12 protein-coding genes, 1 other RNA gene and 4 pseudogenes are annotated in these 26,600 nt (G+C 53.8%); 4 read left to right on the plus strand and 13 right to left on the minus strand.

Annotated elements, in window-relative coordinates; all coding sequences use genetic code 11:
* The first annotated feature begins 11 nt into the window (after positions 1-11).
* Entirely contained in the window at positions 12-1,535 is a 1,524-nt protein-coding gene (locus tag KE671_RS04245; protein WP_206161847.1) for an EAL domain-containing protein, read from the plus strand.
* A 10-nt stretch (positions 1,536-1,545) separates the two neighbouring features.
* Here KE671_RS04245 and KE671_RS04250 read toward each other — a convergent pair whose 3' ends face one another.
* Positions 1,546-1,737 carry a hypothetical protein gene (locus KE671_RS04250; RefSeq protein ID WP_206161848.1) on the minus strand — a complete coding sequence of 64 codons (192 nt, stop codon included), beginning with the start codon at positions 1,735-1,737 and terminating at the stop codon, positions 1,546-1,548.
* A 152-nt stretch (positions 1,738-1,889) separates the two neighbouring features.
* Between KE671_RS04250 and KE671_RS04255 the strand changes: the two are divergent.
* Positions 1,890-2,439: pseudogene (locus KE671_RS04255) on the plus strand (integrase core domain-containing protein); the annotation flags it as partial.
* Positions 2,440-3,081: 642 nt separating this feature from the next.
* On the opposite strand, the gene KE671_RS04260 reads toward KE671_RS04255, so the two are convergent.
* Positions 3,082-3,633 (minus strand): hypothetical protein, encoded by a 552-nt coding sequence (locus KE671_RS04260; RefSeq protein WP_206161849.1) that lies wholly within the window; start codon positions 3,631-3,633, stop codon positions 3,082-3,084.
* A 108-nt stretch (positions 3,634-3,741) separates the two neighbouring features.
* Positions 3,742-5,208: pseudogene (locus KE671_RS04265) on the minus strand (DNA primase family protein); the annotation flags it as partial.
* On the opposite strand from KE671_RS04265, the gene KE671_RS04270 reads away from it, so the two are divergent.
* Together KE671_RS04270 and KE671_RS04275 are read left to right on the plus strand one after the other, a co-directional pair.
* On the plus strand, positions 5,152-5,391 hold the full coding sequence (locus KE671_RS04270) for an ogr/Delta-like zinc finger family protein (protein WP_283093080.1): 240 nt from the start codon (positions 5,152-5,154) through the stop codon (positions 5,389-5,391). The pseudogene KE671_RS04265 and the gene KE671_RS04270 sit on opposite strands and share 57 nt — an antisense overlap.
* 15 nt (positions 5,392-5,406) lie before the next feature.
* A complete protein-coding gene (locus KE671_RS04275; protein WP_206161850.1) occupies positions 5,407-5,973 on the plus strand; it encodes a phage polarity suppression protein in 567 nt (188 codons plus the stop codon).
* Between the two features lie 207 nt (positions 5,974-6,180).
* On the opposite strand, the gene KE671_RS04280 is transcribed toward KE671_RS04275, so the two are convergent.
* The 10 genes and pseudogenes from KE671_RS04280 to KE671_RS23035 form a co-directional block, all read right to left on the minus strand.
* Positions 6,181-6,852: a DUF2290 domain-containing protein gene (locus tag KE671_RS04280; protein ID WP_206161851.1), complete on the minus strand. Its 672-nt coding sequence runs from the start codon at positions 6,850-6,852 to the stop codon at positions 6,181-6,183.
* Positions 6,849-8,930: a DEAD/DEAH box helicase gene (locus KE671_RS04285; protein ID WP_206161852.1), complete on the minus strand. Its 2,082-nt coding sequence runs from the start codon at positions 8,928-8,930 to the stop codon at positions 6,849-6,851. The genes KE671_RS04280 and KE671_RS04285 overlap by 4 nt, the downstream gene beginning before the upstream one ends.
* The gene (locus KE671_RS04290; RefSeq protein WP_206161853.1) at positions 8,930-10,150 is read right to left on the minus strand and encodes an integrase domain-containing protein; all 1,221 of its coding nucleotides are present in this window, start codon (positions 10,148-10,150) and stop codon (positions 8,930-8,932) included. The genes KE671_RS04285 and KE671_RS04290 overlap by 1 nt, the downstream gene beginning before the upstream one ends.
* 183 nt (positions 10,151-10,333) lie before the next feature.
* Positions 10,334-10,696, minus strand: a transfer-messenger RNA (tmRNA) gene (gene ssrA, locus KE671_RS04295).
* A 61-nt stretch (positions 10,697-10,757) separates the two neighbouring features.
* Positions 10,758-11,948, minus strand: a complete 1,191-nt coding sequence (locus KE671_RS04300) for an HlyD family efflux transporter periplasmic adaptor subunit (RefSeq protein ID WP_206161854.1) — start codon at positions 11,946-11,948, stop codon at positions 10,758-10,760.
* A complete protein-coding gene (locus KE671_RS04305; protein ID WP_206161855.1) occupies positions 11,929-14,115 on the minus strand; it encodes a type I secretion system permease/ATPase in 2,187 nt (728 codons plus the stop codon). Before KE671_RS04305 ends, KE671_RS04300 begins: the two co-directional genes overlap by 20 nt.
* Positions 14,112-15,518 carry a TolC family outer membrane protein gene (locus KE671_RS04310; RefSeq protein ID WP_206161856.1) on the minus strand — a complete coding sequence of 469 codons (1,407 nt, stop codon included), beginning with the start codon at positions 15,516-15,518 and terminating at the stop codon, positions 14,112-14,114. Before KE671_RS04310 ends, KE671_RS04305 begins: the two co-directional genes overlap by 4 nt.
* An 83-nt stretch (positions 15,519-15,601) precedes the next feature.
* Entirely contained in the window at positions 15,602-20,011 is a 4,410-nt protein-coding gene (locus KE671_RS23025; RefSeq protein WP_432759328.1) for a BapA/Bap/LapF family large adhesin, read from the minus strand.
* Positions 20,009-25,462, minus strand: a pseudogene (locus KE671_RS23030) (Ig-like domain-containing protein); the annotation flags it as partial. The gene KE671_RS23025 and the pseudogene KE671_RS23030, both read right to left, overlap by 3 nt.
* Before the next feature lie 9 nt (positions 25,463-25,471).
* A pseudogene (locus KE671_RS23035) lies at positions 25,472-26,341 on the minus strand (BapA/Bap/LapF family prefix-like domain-containing protein); the annotation flags it as partial.
* Positions 26,342-26,600 lie beyond the last annotated feature (259 nt).

Here is a 26,600-nt window from a genome sequence, read left to right on the forward strand (position 1 = left end):
CGGGGCCGACAATGCGTAACACTCTTCTCCCCATCATTGTTGCTGTATTGCTCTTTATTTTTGGCGTATCGATTCTTAACGTGCAACTCTGGTATTCCGCGAGGGAGGACAACCTCGCGGGGGCTCGTTATGTCGTCAATGATATCAATGTCATTCTTGATGAGGCGAGTCACGCGACAAAAACGGCCAGTGACATTGCGCAAAGGGGCTGCGATCAGGAAGGGCAGTACCGACTCGGTACGGAAACGGCGCTTCAGCCCCATCTCAGAACGATCTTTATTTATCGACAGGGCGTAATCTGGTGCTCGTCACTGCCGGGCAACCATGTACTACTGTCACAGTTGTCGGCGATTCCTGAAAGCCGGCTATGGCTTGCGTCGGCAGGGAATACAGTGAATGCGCGGCCTGTGTTGTTATATCAGACTCAGATTGCAGACAGCCGGATTGTGGTGACTATCAGCGATCAGCATATCCGCGACACGCTTCGCACACCGCTGAAAGAGGTGGGTTACACCTTTATGGCTGGAAATTCGATGCTTGGATTGTTGGGCGATGTGACAAAGGCCAACCCCTCTGAGCAGAATATTGGCCGCGTAAACTCTGCCCACTATCCCTTTGCTGTAAGATACAACCAGCCGCCATTAATCAGTACGCACAGGCTGCTCAGTCAGGGCATGGGCATTATTATATTTATTGTAATGATATCTTGTCTCGCAGGGTATGCGCTTGAGCGCTATTTAAACAGAAGCACCACGCCGGAGGAGGCGCTCCGCCGGGCCATCATGAAAGGCGAGATAGTGCCTTTTTACCAGCCGGTGGTGAATGGTAAAGAGGGCACACTACGCGGGGTTGAAGTACTGGCAAGATGGAAACACCCTAAAGCAGGCTTTATTTCACCGGCATCCTTTATCCCCGTCGCAGAAAAGTCGGGACTGATTATCCCTCTCACGCAAAGGCTGATGGCTCAGGTTGTCGAGAATATGAATGCCATTGCCAGTAAACTGCCGGAAGGATTCCATGTCGGCATTAACTTCAGCGCGTCTCATATCACTTCCCCGACATTTGTCGATGAGTGTCTGCGCTATAAGGCACGATTCGACAGAAAAGATTTGAATCTGGTGATTGAGGTCACCGAGCGCGAGCCGCTACACGTTGACGAACATCTGGTAGAGACCCTGAATATTCTTCATGAGAATGGTTTTGTTATCGCACTGGATGATTTTGGTACCGGGTATTCGGGGCTTTCATATCTTCACGATTTGCACATTGATTATATCAAGATCGATCAGAGTTTCGTTGCACGGGTCAGTATGGAAGAGGATTCCACACGAATACTGGACTGTGTGCTGGATCTGGCGCGGAAGCTGTCTTTAAGTATTGTTGCCGAGGGGGTGGAAACTAAAGAGCAGGTTGACTACCTGAACCGCAACGATATTACCTTCCAGCAGGGTTACTATTTCTTTAAACCCGTCAGCTTTACTGAACTGATAAAAATTATCTTATCAAAACCTAAAGTAAAGGTAATTGTGGAGTAGATGGACTGTTTCAATTTGAATGGCGCGTATCGGAAGCGTTCACCTCCTGCATTCCTTTTTTTGGATCAAGATAATAACACTTCGTCTTTGATGAATAGGCCATTGATGCCGCCTCGCATTGCGTAAGAGCGCTATAAGCGCCAATGATTTCCGTTTGTGTTGTGTTGTTGGAGAGGGCAAAAACCAGTGCCAGAACGTACATATTTATTCCTTGAATGAATCGCGAGCGACAGGGCATTTTTATTCAGATGAGGATGATATGACATTACGTAACACGAGATGAACCGTTCTGATTGTCCAGTTTCGGATGTTTGAAGTGGTTTAATGGCTTAACTTTTTGTGCCGGCTTGTTGGAGAAAAGGACTGCCGGTGTGTAATCCCTCACCACTGGCACAGCCGGAAGTACTGAACCGGAGCTGGTCTGTCGATTTTTTGCATGATGCCCTGGCCTGTGGTCGTCGTTTTCACACGTTCAATGTTGTTAATGACATTAACCGTGAGACGTTGGCGATTGAAATCAAGCTGAATCTGCCGGCTCTGCAAGTGGTTCGTGTACTCGACAGGTTCTCTGCAAACCGCGGTTATCCGGTGATGCTGCGCATGGATAATGGTCCGAAATTTATCTCTCCAGGAAGGGGGGGGAATGGGCAGAGAAATTTGAGATTATCCAGTTGGGTAAGCCGACGCAGAACGCTTTCATTGAGCGCTGTCATCGGACATACCGTACAGAAATGCTCGATTTTTTATCTGTTCACAAGGATGAATGTAGTGCGGGAAATCCCGGAAAAACGGTTGTTATAATATCACTGTGAACGCCCGCATAATCACTGAACAATATGACGCCGGAGGAATACCGACAGCACAATTATCATCGGCCGGGATCTCAAAAAATACATGGAACTAAAACGGTCTATTTACATAATAATCACCGGATTTAGGCGGAATTTCTCGGACAATGACAAACACAAAAAAGCCCGCAGGGCTTGCGCCGTGCGGGCTTTTCGTACTTCACCGGACGTGTCCGGATCATTATTTGGTGGGCTGGCGGAGTCTGAAAACATTTCTCAATATAATGATTTTATTTAATATTTATCAATTCAGCTTTCATTGGTATACCTAAGCGTATACCAATGGCGATTTGCTGTGGTGTTTACAGGGCTATGCAAATCTGTTTTTTTGAATGGAACTCATCAAGAAAAAAGTTTTTTTGCATTTAACTGTTCACACTGTTCACCTCTCTATTTTTCTATTTAATATCATAATGATAAGTGATGAATGGTTGGTGAAGAGTGAACAGTCGACTCTTCACCATTGTGATTTTTTCTCGTTCTGGATGCGCCCGGTCAGGCGATGCTCGGGGTGATAAAAAGTTTTTTCAGGTTTTATTGTTCACACTGCTCACCTCTGGTTTTTTATCAATAATTTCATGGTGATATCGGGTGAATATACGGTGAAGGGTGAACAGTGGATTGTTCACCCTTCATGGCAGAAAATATAAATTGCAGGTAAGAAAGACTATCCTGGCGCAGATGAATTAGTGTTGTGTTTATATCTTAAGCAAAGCTTTCTCAATTTTGGCTAGATTTTCAGCAATCTTTTTCTCATTACTGTTATCTGAGGCATCCACCATAGCCAGTGATAACAATTCAATATAACTTTCATTAGTAATATTTTTTGCGAAAGGGTTCTTGCTATTAGCTTTACGGAAAGTTGTAGTTACTCTAATTTTGTGGTCACCTAAAATCTTCTTCGAATCAGCGAAATTCCCAAGCCTCAATATCCTGCCTGAACCAGGTGCAAGGAATGGTATGCCTGAAACTAATGCGCCTTTCGTTAACGCTCTATACTCACCATTAGGCAGTGAATTCTTAAAGGTATTTTCATTAAAACTGAAGGTTACATCTTTTGCAGCACTTTTACCTATATTCTTAATTACAATATTTAAAACAGTTTTGACTTCATTGTTTTGTTCAAGATAAACAATGACATCTGGGTAGGTGCTCTCTTTGTAAACAAGGTAACTAATACATGATGAGCCAACGGCAACTAACATTGTTAATATATTTATTAATAACCCACTGGTCTGAAAGTAATCCATTTCCTACCTCTCGAAAAACAGATGAAATATTCGACCATTATACACATCTCGTTAATCATTATGTCAGCAATTAAAGTAGCAGACCGGCTAATGCCGGTCTGAGTGAGGCTATGTTGCTGCGGGTTCGTCACACTTTGGCAGCCAGTCGCCGTAGCTTTCCTCTTTCAGCGACAGATTGGTCTGTATTCCCTGCTTTGTGTGCCGCTTCTCATAATTCAGGCCGTACTCTTTCAGCATCATGGGCATCCCCAGCCCGAACATTTTCAGGCTGAGCACGTTCCTGTACCCGTTGGCCTCCATATAGACCAGATAGGCATGATAGAGATAGTTACGGGGCTGGCGCGGAATAATATTGGCATTCCCCATAAACATCCCGTTCGTCTGCGGCAGCGCCTCCAGATAGCCACAAAAATCAAATGCCGGGTCAGCGTCGCGTTTAATGCTGAGTGCCTCGTCGGAGTTCTGCTGCGACTGGAGCAGTGCGCGGGCGCTCATCGGATCGCTGAACTTCTGCATAAGCTGACGCACAATGACGGCCAGCTCACGCGCAATTTTATCTCTAAGCTGCGGGTCGCGTTCCTCCGGCGCAATCTGCTCCGGGAAGTGAATAATCACCCGGCGACGTGACACGCCACCGCTGCGGTCGGTGAAGCGCATCGGGTTATTGTTCACGGCCAGAATCACCGCCGGAATATGCGTTGAATACGGGTTCTGATATTTCGGGTCGACCGAGACCGCATCGCCGCCGGTGATGGCTTTATGCCCGGCACCGTCGCCGCTCCATTTCTCCTGGTCAGGCAGACGGATCAGCGAGAAGCCAATCAGGGATGCACGTTTGCGCGGGTCTTCCAGCGTGTCGATGTCAGCCGACGTGGCGTTATCCTCCCCGGCGAGCAGGGTCGCAATTTCGGCGAGAATACTTTTCCCGCTCCCGCCCGGCCCGGTCACTTCGAGAAAGAGCTGCCAGTCGTAACGGTTCGCCAGCACCATAAACAGGGCGGCCAGAATCACGTCGCGCTTTTCCTGTCTGCCACCGGCGGCACGGTCGAGCCAGCGCCAGAAATCAGGCGCATGGGTTTCCAGCGTTTCGCCCTCCACTGGCGGGGTAAAATCGACATCACAGAGCGTGCGCAGCCAGTGCGATTTATGGTGCGGGCTGAATGTGCCGGTGGCGGTATCGAGTACGCCGTTGCGAAAGCCAATCAGACGCCGTGCCGGGGCATCCTGCTGCGGAATAATCAGTTTCAGGGTCTCCACCACGGAGGTGATTTTCCCCGACGAGAACGGTGCGCGGAGACGCTGGAACAACCCGGCCACATCGCGCTCAAAATCCGACGTCTGGATGATTTTCCATATACCTGCCTCATAGCGGGACAGGAGCTGGCCGTTCGCATCCACAGCCAGCGTTTCGCCGTAATGCTCATGCACCCGCATCGCCTTGTCGCTGGCGCTCATGGCGGTAAATTCCGCCTCGCTCATGGTATCAAACGGACTTTGCGCCGGTGGCCGGATAGCGTCATAAATCGCTTTCCGGGTGGCCTCTTCACCTTTCTGCATAAACGCATCATTCCAGTCAGCGTCAAAGAGAGTTACCTGCAGTGCCAGAATGTGCACTGCTCGGCGACATTCAAAACGCATGAGTCCATCTTTGAAGTGATACGTTCGCCGGTCGTCGATGAGAAACCCGCGCCAGTGCCGACAGCCCCCGTGGTACCCCATAGGGTAAAAGGTTGCTACAGCTCGCCATTCCGGCATTAAACAGGAGAGAGACACGTGACCACTGTGACATTACAGCAGGCCTTTGAGGCCTGTCAGACGAACAAAAACACCTGGCTGAAACGTAAAGCTGAACTGGCCGACCTTGAACTTGAATACCGTGAACAGCTCCTTGCCGGTGACGAACAAATCCCGCGCAGAATGCAGGATTTGCGCGACAATATCGATGTGAAAAAATGGGAAATTAATCAGGCCGCCGGTCGCTATATCCGCTCACATGAGGAGGTGCAGCACATCAGCATCCGCAACCGTCTCCATGACTTTATGCAGCAGCACGGCGCGGAGCTGGCCGCCACGCTGGTACCTGAGCTGATGGGGTATAACGAACAAATTCCCGCAGTAAAACAGAGCGCCATGCAGCACTCGGTTGATTATCTGCGTGAAGCCCTGTCGGTGTGGCTGGCCGCAGGTGAAAAAATTAATTATTCCGCGCAGGACAGCGATATTTTAACGGCCATCGGATTCAGGCCTGATGCGGCCTCGCGGGATGATAATCGCCAGAAATTCACCCCGGCACAGAACCTGATTTACACTCGCCGACGTGCAGAACTGGCCGCACGGTAGCACGCGAAAAAATCCCCGAAAATTCCACTATTTTTCCCGAAAAAAGCCATGCATCCATAAGGTGCATGGTTTTGCATGCAAATCCCCGTATTTTATTTCCCCCACCACGCCAGTACCGGCACGGCCTGAGCCGGTTCATGCACCTGCATTAAAAGCGACCTCTTAAGCGGGCAGGCGTGGCGGGGAGAGCATTGCGCGCAGACAATGCTAGCCAATAAATAAAAAACTATCCTCTCTATTACTCCAGTAGTTAACTGGTGCAACATCAAGTCCATCTTTAAAAAAATGGATATGTTCATCAATCAATAGAGATTGTGCATATGTTTTCCAAGCTTTTGGATAAAAGGAACGCAATACAAATGCTGTAAACGACAAGGGCGTTAAAATTTTTTTTGTTGCTATTCTTCCATCATTTTCAGACCCGAAATGAAAATGGCAATAGGGATGAGAATGTTCACAATAATGTACATCATCAATGTCATATCTAATTGGCATTGGCGGGAAGTTTTTTGTGTGAGTGTCAATGTAGTTATCATACTCTTGACTAATCATAACTCTATACTCATCTGCATCACCCCACTCATCCTCAGGATAAAATTCATTTAAATACTCCTCAAACGTTAAAGTTTTAACTGGAGTCATTAAATAGGTGTAACTGTTCATTTTGAATATAAAAAGGGAACCATCTTCAAGTTGTATGTTAAACCATTGATCGTGCGTGCATCTTTTCCATGCTTCTATATATGTTAAAGGGCGTAGTTCGCCCGGCATATGATTTGGGTAAATAATGTTACTGTTATAATTTCCCAATAGCCCCGCATTTCTCACAAGGTTTATTGATGCCCGTGATGTTGAATTAAAAGTCGCTTGAGCAATCATGCTTTCTTCACCTTTTTGGCTTCATATTCCCTTATTAATGCCTTAACACCATCAAGCCCATGGGTATCTAATAACTTCTGGAAGTCTTCAACATCCTCGTCATGAGCAAAGCGTTGAAGATCAATCTCAATTTGATCAAGTATTTGACTATCTGGATAATTAAAGCGCAGGTATGGGACATTATCCTTAGCTTGTTTTATCTCATAAAAAAGCTCATTGGCTGAATGTCCAATACCTGTCATTGTTAACCATCCTTTGGTACGAGTCATTGCAGTGAATAGTAGGTTCCTGTTTTTTACGTTCGGGTTATGGTAAAGACATTCAGAACCAATAATATAAACACTATAACCCTCATTGCCTTTAGCTTTGTGGATTGTAGAGTATGTGACCTTATTATCAATTGAGAAGTCACTTATATTATATTTGTCAGCATTGACGTTGTTAACGTCAATATTGTATTCTGATAAATAATAAGATAAATGGTTGTAATAATTTTTGAAGTGCTTATCATCTGCGCAAACTATTAAGATGTCAGAAGCATTTAGGCCTTCGCTAAAAATGTCTTCTCTTATTCTCTGCGCGACCCATTCACATTCACTGCTAATGTCACTATGAGGTTGTGTTATTATAAGCTTATCTTTATCAGCATTGTAGAGAGTTGGGGATGTTTCTTCTGTCCGATAAACTGATATGTTTTCACCAGAATTGAAACGCTCACCGTGCACACCTTCAACCAGGTATCCTAAGTTCGTCCAATCTTCTGCTGTTTTAATCGCTTGAACTGGATTTCCATAGACTCCTAACCCTATAGCATGCGCACAAACCAAGGTTGCGCAAGGCGTTCTGTAGCAGCTATTTAAGAATTTATCTAAACTGAGGTTTTTACCCTCCCCAAGAATTTCTTCAATCGAAGGTGAACCTGTTTGGAATATATTTTGGAATACATCCAAACCAAATACCATTTTATCTTCACGTGCCAGTTTTAAACACAGTTTTAAGAAGGAACTATCAAAGTCTTGAGCTTCGTCAACGAAAACATAATCGTATTGCTCCTTGATTTCATGATTATCAAGTAACGTTTTACAAGCATATGAAAATGGTTCTTTAGGTGCTATTCTCTGTGCTTCTCCAAAATTGATGAAACGAGCTGAGTTATTTTGACATGCATTATAGTATACACCAGCGGCGTTCCCTCCGCCCCAAGCATGTAAAATATCGATAGAATTTTCAAAGTCAGGATCAAGATCATCGAACTGACGATAAAAACGCGTTATTAGACGTTTGACATGTTGGTAAAGTGCTTTTGTACTGAAAGTATACAAGATTTTCTTATCTGGATTTCTTAAATGAGTAATCGCCACTTTCATAGCAAGAACAACAGTTTTTCCTGAACCAGCAAGGCCTCTAATTCTTTCAATTCCATCAACTTCATTTACACAGCTTCCAAGTTGATTACTGTCAAATCTTGCAATTGAGGACTCAAGGGTGCTAATTACTTTTACTTTTGATTCTTCAGAAAACCCTTCAATATCACGTTGTTTAACCCGTATTAGACCCTTGCCACCTTCAATTGTAGAAGCGGCTTCGCTATAAATATCCTCATCTACAGGATTTTCGCATTGTTGTATAAAGTTTTCAATTGAGGCTTTGGAAACGATAACCTCACTTTCAGTACCATAATCTTTTTGAGCGTCAACATAAGGAGCAAAGATCGCAGATTCAACAGATATATTTAATTCTCTTCTGTTTTTACGAAGGTATTTCTGCTTTAGTAAGCGAGAGAATATTTGGCTGTAGATGTTTTCCAATGCTGCATCATTTTGTTGTAAAACATTATTAGCATCTCTCTCATGGCAGTTTGATAAATAGAATATAATTATTCCATAGAGGCGTGATACAAGCATTAATGGTGATATAACTAAATTATCTTCATCATCTTTATATAAAGGGAAATCATAATATAGTTCTGCTTCATGTAAATGTAGTTTTTCTTCTTGGTCTAGTTCGTTTAAAATGTTATACAACCGCCCAGCCTCAGGGTTGTTATTTAGCTTGTTTCTATCCGCATTTAGCTTCATTATTTATCCTTAATATTAGAGTTAAGTGTATTTGATGAGTAAACAAAATCACCCCACCATTGCATTAGTGATTGACGCTGGATAAGGTAAATTGAGCGGTTATAAGCTCTTCTCACTTCATTTTTTTCGCTGTGAGCAAGGGCTGCTTCAATTACGTCAGCATTATGTCCAGCTTCATTCATTGCTGTGCTTGCTATAGACCTTAAACCATGCGCAACTAGTTTTCCACCGTACCCCATGCGCTTAAGCGCAGCGTTAGCAGTCTGACTGTTCATTGACTGTTTTGGGTTATTCCGGCTTGGAAAAACATGCTCTCGATGAGCGCTAACAGGCTTCATTACTTCAAGAATATCCAATGCCTGAGTAGACAAAGGAACAATGTGCTCTCGTTTGGCCTTCATCCGTTCGGCTGGAATCGTCCAAAGATTTGCGTCGAGATCGATCTCTGCCCATCGTGCACCAGAAGCCTCTGCAGGGCGAACAAGCGTGAGGAGCTGCCATTCAATCAGGCAGCGAGTCGAAACAGATAGATTCGACATAACCAGAGAACGCATCAGCTTCGGCAATTCTTCTGGTCGCAGCGTTGGCATGTTTTGCTTCTTAGGTTTCTCAAACGCCATTCCGACACCTGATGCCGGGTTAGAATCAATTAGACCAGTGTTGACGGCGTAGATCATGATTTCGTTAATACGTTGTACCAGGCGACGAACCGTCTCTAATGCACCACGCGCTTTAATTGGTTCCAATGCATCAACAATCGTTCTAGCTTTAATCTCCTGAACAGGTATCGCGCCTATTGTAGGGAACACGTCCTTATCTAAAGAGCGCCAAATATCTTTCGCGTAGTCTTCAGTGACGATTTTGCTCTTCATTTTGAACCAGTTGGCGGCCACAGTTGAGAAAATGCTATCCAGCTCAATTTGACGTTGTTCTGATGCCTGTTCTTGTTGCTGTTGCGGATCTATACCTAGTGCGAGCGTGGCTAAGTGCTGGTCGCGTATCTGGCGGGCTGCTGCGAGAGTAAGGGCAGGGTATGAGCCAAGACTCAAATTGGTTCGGCTGCCACTGACCGGACGCTGATAGCGGAAGCGCCAGAGTTTTTTACCAGTGGTTTTGACGAGTAAGAACAGGCCGTCACCGTCATGAAGAGTGAAGTCTTTTTCCCTAGGTTTAGCTTTAAGGATTTCGTTGTTAGTTAGGGGGCGTGTGATGCGCGCCATGTCTGGATCTCTTCCATAATTGGTACACGTTTAATGGACCACAGTATAGCGTGTACCTAAACGTGTACCAATTTTCTCTGGATTTAGCCGGATGTTCTCGGACAGCGACGGACACAAAAAAGCCCGCAGGGCTTGTGCCATGCGGGCTTTCCGTATTTCACCGGACGTGTCCGGATCATGATTTGGTGGAGCTGGCGGGAGTTGAACCCGCGTCCGAAATTCCTACATCCTCGGTACTACATGCTTAGTCAGTCTTTACATTCGCCTGGCACCTGCGGATTGACACGCCACTACCAGACTAGCCTGATTAGTTTTAACGCTTCAACCCCAGGCAGGGCCTCCACGCGATCTCTTTTGGGTTTGACCTCTCTTTGATCCCCGTCTTAAGAGCGGAAGCTAGGGAGAGAGGGCTCAGAGCAGGTTATTAAGCTGCTAAAGCGTAGTTTTCGTCGTTTGCGACTATTTTTTGCGGCTTTTTACGAGGCCAACCGCCCCTCGGCATGCACCTTGGGTTTCGCAAATCCCGTCGAATCCAGAATCAGCCCCAATGTGTTAAAGCAAGTATAACAGACTTGTGACAGCCCTTTCCAGCCCAATCCTCAAGGATTTACCGCTCGCGCAGCGCTTCTCGCGCCCGATTGAACGGTTTGATTAAATAGTCGACGATGGTTTTCTCACCTGTTTTTATATCCACTGTTGCAATCATGCCCGGGACGATGGAAAAACGGCGTCCCAGCTTGTTTTGCAGATAGTCCTGATGGGTACGGATGAAGACGCGGTAGTAAAAGATTTCTGGCTTCACTTTGTCCTGAATGGTATCCGGCGAGATAGTTTCGACAACGCCTTCCAGCCCGCCGTAGATGGCATAATCATAGGCGGTGATTTTGACCAGCGCGCGTTGTCCCGGATGGATAAAAGCGATATCACGTGGTGAAAGTCGTGTTTCAATCAGCAGATGATCGTCAACGGGGACGATCTCCATCATCTCGCCGTTTGGCGGGATCACGCCGCCGATGGTCGTGACCTGGATGTTCTTCACAATGCCGCGTACCGGTGAACGAACGGTCAGGCGGGTCACCGAATCTTCGCGTCCTTTAATGATGGCGGAAAGCATCGCGACTTCAGCATTGGCTTTGGACAGTGCTTCGCGTGCCTGAACGTAGTATTGGGAGCGGAGATCGGTCAGTTTCAGCCCAATATCGCTTTTTTGCCGCTGTAAACGCAGCACCTCGACGTGGCTGGCGGCCCCGCTTTTTGCCAGCCGCTCGGTGATCGCCAGCTCTTTATTCACCAGCGCCAGCGCCTCTTTGAGCTCTGACTGCGCGTCGGCGAGTTGCGCGCGGCGACTGGTATAAAGCCGCGTTTCCGAGGCGAGCAGATCCGGCCAGGCATTCAGTTCGTCAGAAAAGACCAGCGGCTTGTCGCTGACCTCCGCCGTCAGGCGTTGGCTGGAGGCCAGCGAGGCGCGATAGCGGGCGGCGCTTTCGCCGACGTTGGACTCTGAGCGTGTGGGGTCCATCCGTGCCAGAACCTGTGCCGCCTGGACCTGATCGCCTTCATGCACCATCAGTTCGGCGAGGATCCCCCCGTCGAGCGACTGTAATACTTGCTCGCGCGAGCTAGGGATCACCTTGCCGGTGCCCGTCGAGACTTCATCAAGAATACCGAACCACGCCCATACCGCGAGGAGCAGGCACAAGATCCCGGTGAGCCAAATGATGCGGCTGGCGCCTGAGAATTCTTGCTCGCGGCTGTCGTCGAGCGCGTCGTGGGTTGCATCAGGCTGACTGGTTTTCATTTTTCCACTCCCGCGTGTTGGCCTGCGCGGCCATTCGACTTTGCCCCAGCGCCTGCGCTTTTGGCGCGTCCATCACCAGTTGTCCCTCTTTGAGCACCACCACCCGATCGACCAGTTCCAGTACCGGTACGCGGTGGGTAGCGACGACCAGTGTACGGTTACCAAGCCACTGTCCCAGTCGTTGAATAAACTCGCGTTCGGAATGCTCATCCAGCGAGGCGGTGGGTTCATCGAGCAGGACGATATTGGGCGCGCGCAGCAGCATGCGAGCGAGCATGATGGATTGTCGCTGACCGCCGGATAGCCCGCTGCCGCCTTCCATAATCGGATGATCGAGACCTTTCGGCAGCCGTTTCACGAAGTTGGCCGCGCCGCAAATTTCCAGTACGGTAAATATTTCGTCGTCGCTGGCGTGCGGGGCGCCCAGCGTCAGGTTCTCGCGCAGGGTACCGAAAAACAGGCGGGCGTTCTGGCTGAGAAGGCCGACATTGCGGCGTAAATCGGCCATATCGATGTGCGGCAGGCTGAGGTTATCGAGACGGGCGTCGCCCTCGACCAGATCCACGCCGCCTGCCAGCGCCTGCAATAGCGTTGATTTGCCCGCACCGTTGCGCCCGAGCACCGCGATGCGCTCGCCAGCGGCGATCTCAAGTCGGTTAATGCGTAGCGGTACCCGCTGGTCTTCACTGTGATAGCGAAACTGTGCGTTCTCGAACAAATAGTGACCGTGAAAGATCTCCTGATGCACCAGCGTTTCGTCGCGCTGGGTCTCGGTGGGGAGCGCCATAATGCTGTCCAGCCCTTTTTTGGCGGCTTTCACCTGTTGCCAGCGCGCCAGCACGCCGCACAGATTGCCCATCGGAGCGATCATCCTCGAACCCAGCATTGAAGCGGCAACCACTGAGCCGGTCGTTAGCGTGCCTTCAATTACCAGCGGGGCGCCAAACATCACCACTGCCGCATAGACCAGCCCCTGGACGGTTACGCCCCAGTTGATCAACCCTTGCGACAGTTCGCGGGTGCGCAGTCCCGATTCGGCGGTGATGCGGATATAGCTGTTCCACTGCTGCAAAAACCGGTTTTCCGCCTGCATCAGCTTGATATCTTCCAGCCCCTGAACGCTTTCGACCAGCACGGCGTTGCGCAGCGTAGCCTCGTGCGCCGCCTGATTCGCCAACTCCGCGAGCTTTTTTTGCAGCAGCAGACCGGGAAGGATCATCAGCAACGCGGCGACCGGAGCGATCCAGGCCAGCGGCGGGGCGATGATCGCCAGCACCACGATGAACAGGAAAAAGAAGGGCAGATCCACAATGGTGGAGATGGTGGAAGAGGTCACCATCTCGCGGATCTGTTCCAGCTCGCGTAGCTGCGAAATAAAGCTGCCGGTGGAACGGGGGATCGCGCTGTTGCGCAGGCGCAGTGCGTGGCTGAACACGCGATCCGACACCCGCATATCGGCACGTTTACCCAACAGATCCATCACGTGACCGCGCGCGAGTCTTAGGAGAAAACCAAACAGCATGGCGATCAATACGCCGACGGCGAGAACGTACAGCGACGGCCACGACTGCGCCGGGATCACCCGGTCATACACCTGCATTGAGAAGATGATCCCGGAAAGCGAGAGGATGTTGATCAGCAGCGCCGCCAGCATCACCGGGCCGTAAGGGCGCAGATCTTTCAGCACCAGGCTTTTTAGCCAGTCGGGCTTAAAGCGGGAGATGTAGGCGTCCACCCGACTGTCTTTCACCGCGGAAAGCGGGCGTAACGCGATGATGAAACGGACTGTCGGCAGCATTTCGCGCAGCGAGAGCCGGTTGCGCTGTAAGTCGCCGTCGATAAAACAGACGTCAAGCTGGTCATCGCCATCGAACTGTTCTACCAGTACCAGTTCTCCCTCCTGGAGCTGGATCACCACCGGCAGACGCCAGCGGGTGAGCGACTGTTCGGTGGGAGCCAGCGGCTGAAAAGAGAGCCCCGCCTGGCGTGCCAGTTGGCTGAGCGCCTGCGACATCGGTTTATCTTTGAACCACGGGGCGCTGGCCTGTAACGCGCCGGGTGAACTGGCAATACGGTAATGGGCGGCGATATGGCTCATTGCCCGCGCCCAGTTAGCGAGCGCCAGCGCGGTAATGCGCTCGTCAGAAGGAATATCGGCGTGGGTCATGGCTGGATCTCCACTGACTGGATCGTGCGGTTTTCCAGACCAAAGGCCTGGCGCATCTGGCCGGTGTTGTACAGGCAGTTAAGCTGGAGTTGATGCAACTGACTCTCTGTCTGTAACTGCGCGAAGCGCGCCTGATAGACCTCCTGCTCGGCGTTGAGTACGTCGAGAAGCGGTCGGGAGCCGAGGTCGAGATATTGCTGCTGATACAGCTCGCGCGTCCGTTCGCTCAACGTCTCCTGGCGCTTTTGGATCTGCAGGGAGGTCGCCAGGTTCATCGCTTCACTTCGATCCGCAAGCAGCTTCTTGCGCACGTCCAGCCGGGTGCGTTGGATCGCCGACTGGGCGGATTCCACCGCGTGGCTGGCGGCGTTGCGACGGGCGGTTAAGCCGCCGCCCTGATAAATGGGCATCTCCACTTTGACCCATGCCGAATACTGGGTACGGTCAACGGACTCATGACCCGCGTAGTTATCGTTGAGATAGCGCCGCACCTCTGGTTCCAGCGAAACCGTGGGCGTCATCTGCGCGTTGGCATAGTCGAGATTGGCCTGCGCAACGTTGGCCTGCGCCCAGGCCGCAAGAACGGACGGTACTAGTTTGTCGTCCGGTTTTGCCAGTTCGCAACTACGGGCCAGCTTTTGCGGGAAGTCATTGCTGATAGCGTTAAGGTTTTTCCACCCCAGCCAGGCCATGAGCGTCGCCTGTGAGCTTTCAAGATTGGCCTGATACTGTACGAGCTGGGAGCGTGCGCCTTCGATGCGCGCGTCGGTCTGCACCACATCCGACAGCGAACTGGCGCCTTCATCGTTGCGCTGATTCGCCAGTCTGCCGATGGCGCTCAGCGCGTCCAGTTGCTCCGTTGCCACTGTCACCATCTGTTGCCAGGTCTGCACCTGGACGATAGCGGTCGCCGTTTCATGACTGACCGTATCAATGCTCACCAGGACGTTGGCCTGTTCCTGCGCCACGCCGGCATTTTCTGCCCGCACCTGGCTGGCGACTTTGCCGAAGTCATAAAGCATTTGCGACAGTGACAGCACCAGCGACGGGCTGAATCCGCTGTCGGAATAGCTGTTGGTATAGCCGTTGTTCATCCCGGCGTTTAACTGCGGATAGTATTTGGCTTTCGCGACATCGACCTGCTGGATTTGGGCATACAGTTTACCGACCTCTTCCGCGATCGACGGATGCCAGGTGACGGCGCGATTGACCGCCTGAGAAAGGGTCAGTTCGCCGGGAGCGGCGCTGTCGCCGCTCAGCGGCATCGGGCCATCAAGCGTGGGCAATTCCTGCTGTTCAACCCACTGCTGTGGGGCGATGCGGGGCGTTTCCCCGGCAGCGATTACCGGGGCTGCGCACAGGTTTCCCGCCAGCCACCAGAAAGCAAGCTGTCGTTTTCCCATTTTTCTTCCCTAATTGAGCGTTGTTTTTTGCCCCGGGCGAACGTGCGCCCGGGGTCGTTGTGTTGTCGTGTTGTGGGGCGTTATCAGGTCACAATATGGTTTTGTTCGATAAGCTCCGTCAGCGTGGTTTGAACATTCTCCAGGGTTACCAGTTGCGTGGAGTGCCAGGCGCTGCCTGTCCCGTCACGGTCAATAGAAATGATGGTATTGCTGCCGCTGGTGCTGACGTTGAGATAGTTGCCAAGCGTCGCGGTTTGCCCGTTCCAGCCCACCAGCAAATCGCCGATATCAATTTTGTCGCCCTGCGCCAGCGAGAAGTTTTTCCATGTGTCCGCCCCGTTGCCGCCGGTGGCATCACTGGCGTTGAGCAGGTTGTAGATCAGCGTGTCGCCATACACCGATCCCACCAACACGTCGCTTTGCGCGGTGCTGGCGACCTGTGGGGCGATATCCACCGTCAGCGTGGCGGTATCGGTATGACCATGAGTGTCATTCAGCGTGTAGGTAAAGGTCTCCTTCGCCGTGATCGAAGACAGCGCCACACCGTTGTTGAGCGTGTAGGTGTACGAACCGTCGGCACGGATTTGCAGCGAACCGTAGTGGCCCTGAAGGGTGGTGGTGGCGCTGGAGTAAGGATCCAGCGTGGCGGTACTGCCGTTAAAGCCGGTAATGGTCAGGCGCGTATCGACAGTGTTCAACTGATCCATTGCACCGCCGGAGTCGCTGCCGTCAAAGATATTGCCGGTGACGGTGTGCGTGCCGGAGGTTTCGAAGTTATCCAGATCGACCGTCGTACCGGTAATTTTCGGTGTAATGGTCGCTGCGCCCGCCAGGGTGTTATTGCCGGTGAAGTTTAGCGTGTAGGTGCCGCCGTCCAGTTCCAGCCCGTTCAGATTGACGGTCACGGTGGCGCCGCCCAGCGTGATATTGGCGACCGGCACCGTACCGGAGCGGATGACTACGCCATTTTCCAGTATCGACCAGTTGATGGTCAGGTTGCCCAGCGTCACCAGCGTCGAGACATCAAAGACGATGGCGGCGCCTTTCAGAATGGTGCCCGCCGCGACGTCAAAGGTGCCGCTACCGCTACCGGTTCTGCCGAGTACTCCCCAACTGGCGCTGCCGACGGTAGAGTCCAGATAGCTCGCCGTGTCCTGTACCGCCGTAGCAAGCAGGATATCACTGACGTCGTTCACCGCGTCCAGCGGACGGGCAGTCGGCTGGATGTTGAGCGAGGCGGTATCGGTATCCCCGTTTGGCGCTTTCACGGTGTAGATGAAGCTGTCCGGCGTTTTGGTGCCGTCTGCACCCACACCGCTTTTCAGGGTATAGGTGTAATTACCGTTGGCATCGATGGTCAACGTGCCGTACGTACCGACAATGGTTGTGGTGCCAGTGGCGGCAATCGCCACGCCATTTACCTGTGTGACCAATGTGCCGACGGGCGCTATGTCGTCACTCAGTACATTGCCCTGGGTGGTGGTGGTCAAACTGTCAACGCTGTAAACATGGTCCTCAAGCACGTTCAGCGTGTAGCCGGTGAGCGCCGTGATGCCAAACGCCGGGTTCAGCAGGAACAGGTATTCGCCTCCTGGCAGGTTTAACGTCAACGGGTTGGACTGACCGCCCAGCAACGGCGCGTTCAGCCAGTTTTTCTCTACTCGCCACTGCTCAAACTGCTGGGTGGCGTCATTGAAGCGATAGATGTACAGATCGAAACTGGAGGCCACCGCCACGCCGCCAATGGAGGATTGCAGCGTCATGGTGCGCGTTGAACCCTGCTCAACGTCGAAAATAATCGGGTTGCTCAGTTTGTCCAGTACGCCCAGATCCAGCACGTTGCCCAGACTGACGTTCACGACCGTAAAGCCGCCCTGTGAGGACGCCCCGTTGTTGATTGCCTCCACATGCGTGTCATAGGGTAGGGTGGCGACGTTATCCACGGCGGTCACGCTGCTGGGCGGCGCGTCATTGCCCAGAGTAATCACCAGCTTCGCCGAGGCGCTGTTGCCGCCGCCGTTGATGGTGTAGGTGAAGCTCTCCGTGCGTCCGATAACCGAGGCCGGACTATTTGGGTTCAGTGCGTAGCTGTAGCTACCATCCTGATTGATCGTCAGCGTGCCATAGAGACCCTGAATGACGTTACTGCCGGCACCCAGCGTAAAACTTTGGCCATTGGCGTTGGTGATGGTGGTGACGACGGTGTCCTGCGGGGCGCTGTCGTTATTCAGCACGTTGCCGGTCTGCGGCGTGGTTGTGGTAATGGTGCCGGCGCTGGTCTCTTCGACGCTGACGTTCAGTGCGGTGTAAGAGCCCGTCGCCAGCAGCGCCGTGTTGTAGGTCAGAACCCGATACGTTCCTTCCCCCAGCCCGGAGACATTCACCGTGACGCCGCTGCTGCCGAGCGTCAGCAGATTGGCAAACTGTGCCTGCGCCGTGTCGATAACCGTGGTCCACGAATTGGTCGCGGCGTCATATTTCTGAATCGCCACTTCCTGCGTATTCAGCAGTGAGAGCACGACTCCGGTGGCGCTGGCGTCGATCACCAGATTTGCACTGCCGCCATCCTGAATAGTGAACTCAACGGCTGCCGTATCGTTACCTAACACGTTCGCCACGTTGCCCAGCGCGCCAACCAGCAGCAAACCATAGTCGCTGAGTTGCTCGGTTGTTACGGTGGCACTGGAGGTTAACTCCAGATTCTCAACGTTATCGCTGGCCGAGATGGGCAGCGTTGGCGCGGTGACCTGCGTTGGCGTCGAGGCGTTGCCAACGGCGTCCGTGGCGCTAACGCTGATGTTCTCACCGCTGGTCTGTTTGCGATCAAAGGTATAGGTGTAATTGCCGCTGCTGTTGGCGGTAGTGGTGACCGTTACGCCCGTGCTGAGGGTGATGGTCACGGTGCTGCCCGCTTCGGCAGTGCCGCTGATGCTGGCGCCGTCGCTGCTGATGGTGCCGGTTGGCGCGGTCGTCACGGTGTCCACCGTGACGGTATAGCCTGATGACAGTGTGCTGGTGCCGTTGGTATTGGTGGCCGTGGCGGTGAGGACGTGCGTCCCGTCGGCGATATTAGCCTGCGGGGTCAGCGACCAGTTGCCCTGCGCATCGACGCTGGCGCTACCAATAGAGACACCGTCGCTGTACACCGTAATCGTGGAGAACGGCTGACCCGTCCCGGTTAACAGCGGCCTGGCGTCATTGGTGGCCTGACCATTAGCCACCAGTCCGGTGATCGATCCCACATCGTCCGTCAGCGAGGCGATCACAGGCGCACCGGGCAGGCCGCTGAACGGCGCGATGACGCTGCCGGAGGTCCCGACGTTACCCGCTTTGTCCTGGGCGATGACCTGCAATGTTTCCCCACCGACCTGTGCCGGATTAATCAGAATGTTAAAGCTGCCGGTGGTGCCGTCCGCAACGCCGGTTCCCAGTACCGTGCCGTTGCTGCTGGTGATGGTGACGGTGCTGCCAGCCTCTGCCGTACCGGTGACGTGACTGCCGTTGGTGATCACCGCCAGATTAGTCGGTGTGCCGGGCGGGGTGGTATCCACCACGATGGTCGATGCCGCCGACGATGCGCTGACATTGCCCGCGGCGTCGGTGGCTTTGGCGGTAAAGGTATGCAAGCCCTCGGTCAGTGCGGCGGTTGGGGTAAAGCTCCATGCGCCGTTGGCATCCGCCTGAATGGGGGTTGGCGTGAGTAACGTTGCGCCGTCATAGAGCGTGATGAATGCGCCCGGTTCGCTGGTCCCACGCAGCTCTGGCAGGGTGTCATTCGTGCTTTGTCCGCTGCCGACGGTGCCGGTGATATTGCTGACATCATCAAGAATGGTGGTGATCACCGGCGCGTTTGGCGCCAGCGTATCCACTGTGACGGTGAAACTGGCCGCCGGACCGACGTTGCCCGCAGCGTCGGTCGCCGTTACCGCAAGGGTATGGGCGCCGTTGGTCAGAGCGGTGGTGGGTGTGAAGGTCCAGTTGCCGTCCGTAGCGACAACGAGGCTGCCAATGACCGTGCCGTTATCGGTAAAGGTCAGCGTGGTGCCCGGTTCTGCCGTGCCGTTAAGCGTGGGTCGGGTGTCATTGGTGCTCTGATTGGGCGACAGATTACCGGTCTGCGGCGCACTGTCATCCACCACTGAGACGATCACCGGTGCCAGCGGCGCAGTGGTATCAACTGTGATGGCGAAGCTGGCAGAAGGACCAACGTTACCGGCGGCATCCGTCGCGGTGAAGGTCAGCGAATGATTCCCCTGGCTCAGATCGCCGATGGGGGTAAAGGTCCAGGTCCCGTTCGCCTCAACCGTCACGCTGGCGAGGGGAACGCCGTTGTCTGTGATGTTGATCGTGGTCCCCGGTTCACCGGTACCGGTGAAGGCGGGACGTGCATCGTTGGTGGTTTGACCGCTGTTCAGACTGCCGGTGACCGGGCCAACGTCATCCGTCACGCTGCTGATAATCGGTGCGCCAGGCGAAACGGTATCGACCGTCAGAGCAAAATTCGCCGATGCCGGTCCGGTATTGCCCGCACTATCGGTGGCGGTGACTCTCAGCGTATGGCTCCCCTGGGAAAGTCCATCTGGTCGGTAGCTCCAGCTCCCGCCTTCCGTCACGAGGGCGGTGCCAAGCAGAACGTTGCCATCGTAGACGTTAATGGTGCTACCGGGCTCACCGGTTCCGGCAACGATCGGGCGAGTATCGTTCGTGCTTTGCCCGCTGGTGAGAGCGCCGGTTCCAGGCGTCACATTGTCGGTGACGCTGACGATGGCAGGAGCCGTAGGGGCAACCGTATCGACGACCACGGTAAAGGCGGCGCCAGGGCTGACGTTACCGGCCGCGTCTGTGGCGGTGACGTTGAACGTGTGCGATCCATTGCCCAGTGCGGTAGCGGGCGTAAAGGTCCATGCGCCTGTACCGTCGGTCTGCACGCTACCCAACAGCGTGGTTCCGTCAAAAATGCTGACGGTGCTATTGGCTTCGGCGGTCCCGGCAAGCGTTGGCCGCGAATCGTTGGTACTTTGGCCGTTGCTCAGCGATCCACTATTGGGGGTGACGTCATCGGTGACGGAACTGATGACCGGAGCCAATGGCGCTTGCGTATCAACAGTCAGGGAGAACGCGGCGGACGGGCTTTCGTTGCCTGCCGCATCCGTCGCCGTGACGGTCAGATTGTGCGAGCCGCTGCTTAACGGATTGTCAGGGGAGAGTGACCAGATCCCGTCGCTGCCCACCACCACGCTACCCACGGCGAGTCCGCCGTCATACAGCGTAACGGTGGAGCCCGGCTCTGCCGTTCCCTGGAAGCCTGGCTGAGTATCATTGGTGCTTTGCCCGTTCGCCAGTACGCCGGTTACCGGGTTGGTGTCATCGGTGACGCTTTGAATCACCGGAACCCGTGGCGCGGTGGTATCGACGTTCACCGTCCAGGCAGTAGAAGGCGCGCTGACGTTACCCATTGCATCGGTGGCGGTGACGGTAATCGCGTGCGAGCCTGTGGTCAGCGTCGGCGCGGTGAAGCTCCAGCTACCGTTGGTGACCTGCGTGGTACCGATTTTTACCCCATTGTCATAGACGGTAATCGTACTGCCTTCTTCGCCGCTGCCGGTAAAGGCTGGCGTGGTGTCATTGGTGCTGCCGCCGTTACTGATGGCGCCCGTCTGCGGTTCGCTGTTATCCACGGCGCTGGCAATGGTTGGCGCTACCGGTGGCGTGGTGTCCACCACCACCACAAAGGGTTCCGACGCCACGCTGGTATTCCCCGCCGCATCGGTGGCGGTGATGGTGAGAGCATGGCTGCCTTCCCCCAGGCCAGTGGGAGGGGTAAAACTCCACGCGCCGTTAACCACCTGTACCTGACCGATTGGCGTATCGCCATCGTAAATCGTGATGGTTTCGCCGTTGGTGCCGCTGCCGCTCAGGGTTGGGCGGGTATCGTTGGTCGTCTGTCCGCTGGTCAGCGTTCCCGTTCCGGGGGCAACATCGTCCGTCACGCTGCCAATTGCCGGTTGCGTCGGTGGAGTGAGATCGACAGTGATGTTAACCACGGCGGACGTTTTGCTGCCGTCCACGCTATCGACAACCTGGAAGGTGTGCTGGCCTTCGCCTAACTCGGCGGCGGACGTCCAGCTCCAGTTGCCGTTTCCATCAACCTGAACGTTCGATGCGACAACGAAGCCATCGACCAGAATGTTAACCGTCGAATTCGGCGTGGAGAAACCGCGCAGCCCCGGCTGTGTATCGTCGGTGGTTTGCCCGCTCTTCAGAGAGCCCTGAACGCTACCGGTATCATCAACGATGGCGCTGATAACCGGTAGCCCGGTGCCAGAACCGTTAAAGTTGGTGGGAGCGCTGTTGTTTCCGGCGGCATCCTCCGCCGTGGCGGTCAGCGTATTGAGTCCCGTCTGCGCTGGCGTGACCTGAATCTGGAACGTGCCGTCTGTCGCCACGCCTGACCCGATCACATTGCCGTCGGTGTCGCGGATCGTCACCGTGCTGCCGGTTTCCGCCGTGCCGCTGACCGTTGCGCCATCGGCAGAGATCGTCACCTCTTCCGGGGCCGCCGGTTTAGTCAGGTCGACGTTCAGCGAGATGGCGTCAGAAGGGGGGCTGATATTCCCTGCCGGATCGGTGGCGGTTGCCGTCAATGTATAATTGCCTTCGGTGAGCGGCGAATCCGGAACGATCGTCCAGTTTCCCTCAGGATCGACTTCGGCGGTGCCGATAACCGTGCTGCCATTCGACAGGATGATAGTACTGCCGGGTTCGCCGGTGCCGCTAATGGGCAACTCAGCCTGATTGGTAACGGCCGGATTGCCCGGCGAGGTGATAAACGGCGCGTCGGGCGCCTGGGTATCAATGGTGATGCCAATCGCGTCCGACGGCTGACTGGTGTTACCTGCGGCATCTTTTGCCGTTACGGTAAAGCTGTAGTTACCTTCAACCAGTTCGCTATCCGGGGTGAAGCTCCAGACGCCATCTATAACTTCGGCAGTACCAATTGGCACACCGTTATTCAGAATGGTGACAATGCTGCCCGTATCACCCGTCCCACTCAGGGTTGGGGTGGTATCGTTGGTCTGCCCACCATCGCTCAATGGCCCGCCGTCATCGTTGACGGTCAGCGTTGGCGTACCGGGGGCCTGGGTATCAACACGCACAATGCGATCCGGCGACGTGCTGCTGTTACCGGCCGGATCGGTCGCGGTCACCTGGATGATATGATCGCCCGTTGATAGCGGAACCGTAGGTTGGAAGCTCCAGTTCCCGGCATTGTCGATAACCAATGGCGACTGTTCAACGCCGTCGAGAGTAATGGTTATGGTGTCGCCTGGCGTACCGCTTCCGCTCAGCAGTGGTCGCGTGTCATCGGTATACTGGCCGTTATCGAGTGTCCCGGTCTGACTGCCGACGCGGTCAGTGACGGTCAGGTTGGGCACGGCGGGTGGGGTGGTATCCACCAGAATACCGATCGGCGCGGAAGGTTCGCTGACATTGCCCGCCGGATCGGTGCTGGTGAGGGTAAAGACATGGTCACCTTCATCAAGGGCATTTGACGTGTAGCTCCAGGTGCCGTTAGTCACCGTGACGGTGGTAACCAGATCGCCATTATCGTAAATGCTGATGACATCGCCATCTGTTCCCGTACCGCTCAGAACCGGCTGGGTTTCCCGGGTCGCCTGGCCGTCGGTGAGAGGGGTATTTGCGCCATCCGCCAGCGTCAGCGCAGGGATGTCGGGGGCAGTGGTATCCACCGTAATGGTAATGGGTGTGGATTTTTCGCTGGTGTTGCCCAGGGGATCGCTTGCGGTGACGCTCAGCGTGTGCTCACCTTCGCCCAGCGCGGGAGTTGGAGTAAAGCTCCAGCTACCGTTTTCCGCGACTTTTGTCGTGCCAACGATCGCCGAGCCGTCATATACCGTAATGGTGTCTCCGGCGGTGCCGATTCCGCTTAACACCGGCTGCGTTGCGTCGGTTACGTCATTGTCCGTCAGTTCACCCACGTTACTGCCGGTGTTGTCAGTCAGGGTCACGACCGGAATGACGGGGGGTATGGTATCGACGGTAATCGTGATGGGGGCAGAAGGCGTGCTGGTTTGGTTTGCCGCGTCGGTTGCGGTGACGGTGAAGGTGTGGTCGCCGTCGCCCAGCACTGGTGTGGTGAGCGTCCAGTTGCCGTTGCTGTCCACGGTGGCGGTTCCCGCCAGCGGGGTACCCCCGTCCAGAATGGTGATGGTTGCGCCGGGTTCGCCGGTTCCGCTGAAGGTCAACTGATTGTCATCAGTGAGTTGTCCGTCATCCAGACTGCCTTTCTGGGCACCCACATCATCTGCAATCGCACTGACGACGGGAGCCTCCGGTGCAGTGATGTCCGGAGCCTCGACCTCGTACGGTGAACTGGTATTGCTCGCGGCATCTGTGGCGGTGACGCTCAGCGTTTCGCCGTTGGCCTGTGGCGGGTTAAGAGTAATCACCAGCGTGCCGTTTTCCGGGACCGGACCGGATTCCGCCAGCGTATTGCCGTTACTGTCTTTAATCGTAATCGTACTGCCGGGTTCGGCGGTAGCGGTCAGGGTGGCGCCGTCTGCTGAAATAACCGCGCCGGGGGGCTGTGGGGCAGTGATATCCGGCGCAGTGACGTTGGCTGGCGTGCTGTTCTGATTCGCCGGATCGGTTACTGTTGCGGTGAGCGTTTCACCGTTAGTTTGTGGCGTATCCAGCGTGACGGTGAAGTTCCCGTCGCCATCGGTTTGACCCTGGCCGATCGGGTTACCGTCAGGATCGCGAATTGTCACCGTGCTGCCGGGTTCGGCAGTGCCAGTCACCGTCGTGCCATCATCAGAAACATCCAGGTTTCCGGCGGGCTGGGGTGGGGTGGTATCCGGGGCGAGTGTCGTCGCCGGAGGGCTGGTCAGATTCGCCGGATCCTTGACGATGGCGGTTAAAATTTCACCGTTGGTTTGCGGCGTATCCAGCGTGACGGTAAATGAGCCGTTGGGTTGTACCAGCGCCGATCCCAGCGGCGTGTTGTCGCTGCCGTAAATGGTCACGGTTGTGCCGGGTTCGGCGGTCCCGGTTACCGTTGTCCCATCGTCAGACACATCCAGATTTCCTGCCGCCTGCGGTGAGGTAGTATCAGGCGCCGTGACATTGGCTGATGCGCTGTCATTTCCTGCCCTGTCTGTCGCAATTGCGGTCAACGCTTCACCGTTTACGAGGGCAGGATTGAGTGGAAAGCTAAATTTCCCTGTGCTGTCTGCTGTGGCGGTGCCGAGCGTGGCGCCGTTGCTGTCCTTGATGGTGACAGTGCTACCGGCCTCTGCACTACCGGTCAGTACAGTTCCGTTTTGTGACACGAGCAGATTGGTGGGGGCAACGGGTGGCGTGGTATCGACGGTTACAGCGAACTCCACCGTATAGCCGCTGACGCCGTCCTGGGTGGTTTGCGTCGCCGTGTAATTGTGTAACCCTTCCGCGACATTACTCAGCGGATATGACCATGTGCCATCAGCGGCAATTGCGCTGCCGATAGCGGTCCCATTCTCAAAAATGGTGACCACTGCGCCGACTGACGCTGTTCCGGTCAGCGTTGGCGTTGTGTCTTTCGTAAACTGACCATTGCCTAACGTCACCGCGGTGGGTTGCGTATCATCAATGATACCGGTAATGGTGGGGGCGTCAGGAAAACCTGAGTCGGAACCGAAGAAGGAGGCCTCATCGCCTGCGTTACCCGCGGCGTCAGAAATATCAGCATACAGCTGTTCGGAATCAGTTTGCGCGGAGTTGAGGCGAACGGTAAACCGACCGGTGTCATCAACCTGAACAGAGGCCAGGACGTTGTGTAAACTGTCGAAAATTGTGACGACGCAACCCGCTTCTGCGATCCCTGATACCCAAAGCCCATCTTCAGAAACCGTTAAGCCGGAGACCTCATCCGGGGCAATGGTATCGACGGTAAAGGTGAAATCACCGGAGAGGGCGCTGGTATTACCATTTTCGTCCGTCGCGGTGGCGGTCAGTACATGTACGCCTTCAGAAAGCGGAAGGTCGGGTTTATAGCTCCAGTGACCCTGTTCATCGACGATGACGATGCCAATTTCCTGCCCATTGTCATAGAGGGTGATGAGGGTGCCTGCTTCACCGGTACCGGCAATCAAAGGCTGGCTGTCGTTGGTGGTCTGATTCTCCTGAATGACACCTGTGATGGCGGAGACGGCATCCGTCGCGCTGGTAATTACAGGGGCCAGCGGTGGCGTGGGGTTTTCCCCGCCTGGCGGATTTGTGCCGTTATCACCGCCGCCATTGTCTCCTCCTCCGCTATTTCCGCTGCCATCCCCCGGCGTGCCGCCGTTGCCGGAGCCATCACCAGGATTGTTGTTGTCGTTATCATGATGGTTACTACCGCCACCTCCCGAAGATGCGATGGCCGCGATCCCTCCAGCGGCAACCGCACCACCCAGCACCCACGGCCAGATGGCCCCGCCTTCGTGAGATCCCCCGGCGGTAACCAGCAGATCGTCAATGGTTGAAATTTGTTCAAAATGCAGGCCGTTTTCCGGGTTTTCCACCCACCACAGCGCACCGTGACTGTCTTCCAGCACCAGTTGGCTGGCCCCCTGATCGTTCGTCATATAGAAATTTTTAACGGTCAGTTTTTCACCGGACGTAAAGGTGATTACCAGATCCTGATTCACGCGAGCCAGTTGACTGATGTCGCTACGCTCTGCGGATAATTTCACAATGGAAGGGGCATTAAGTGTGACTTCAGAGGCTTCGACATGGGTGGAAACGCCCGTCAACTTGGATATAACGGCGAGAAGACGCATATGTTTACTCCTGATGGCTTGCTCTGTGCAGTAATTCGTTAAAATCACAGGACAGGGAAAATGCGCAGATGAGCGTTCCCGTTCATCATGTCGATGAATTCTCGCCGGTGATTTCTATGCTGTTGCCGTGCCGATGATGGTATCTGTTGCGCTGAATAACCCTTTGTTTTTTTGATTCACTGGTACTTTCGTATTAGATGATATAGCCAGAAAGAACTCATTCTGCAAATTAACGTATATTTGTGATTTGTTTAGTGGC

This window comes from Citrobacter amalonaticus, assembly GCF_018252635.1.
GTDB classification, from domain to species: domain Bacteria; phylum Pseudomonadota; class Gammaproteobacteria; order Enterobacterales; family Enterobacteriaceae; genus Citrobacter_A; species Citrobacter_A amalonaticus_E.

Bases quoted from the DNA above. Each gene is read 5' to 3' on its own strand.
- KE671_RS04245 (WP_206161847.1), top strand. From the start codon at position 12: ATGCGTAACACTCTTCTCCCCATCATTGTTGCTGTATTGCTCTTTATT.
- KE671_RS04250 (WP_206161848.1), bottom strand. From the start codon at position 1,737: ATGTACGTTCTGGCACTGGTTTTTGCCCTCTCCAACAACACAACACAA.
- KE671_RS04260 (WP_206161849.1), bottom strand. From the start codon at position 3,633: ATGGATTACTTTCAGACCAGTGGGTTATTAATAAATATATTAACAATG.
- KE671_RS04280 (WP_206161851.1), bottom strand. From the start codon at position 6,852: ATGATTGCTCAAGCGACTTTTAATTCAACATCACGGGCATCAATAAAC.
- KE671_RS04285 (WP_206161852.1), bottom strand. From the start codon at position 8,930: ATGAAGCTAAATGCGGATAGAAACAAGCTAAATAACAACCCTGAGGCT.
- KE671_RS04290 (WP_206161853.1), bottom strand. From the start codon at position 10,150: ATGGCGCGCATCACACGCCCCCTAACTAACAACGAAATCCTTAAAGCT.
- KE671_RS04300 (WP_206161854.1), bottom strand. From the start codon at position 11,948: ATGAAAACCAGTCAGCCTGATGCAACCCACGACGCGCTCGACGACAGC.
- KE671_RS04305 (WP_206161855.1), bottom strand. From the start codon at position 14,115: ATGACCCACGCCGATATTCCTTCTGACGAGCGCATTACCGCGCTGGCG.
- KE671_RS04310 (WP_206161856.1), bottom strand. From the start codon at position 15,518: ATGGGAAAACGACAGCTTGCTTTCTGGTGGCTGGCGGGAAACCTGTGC.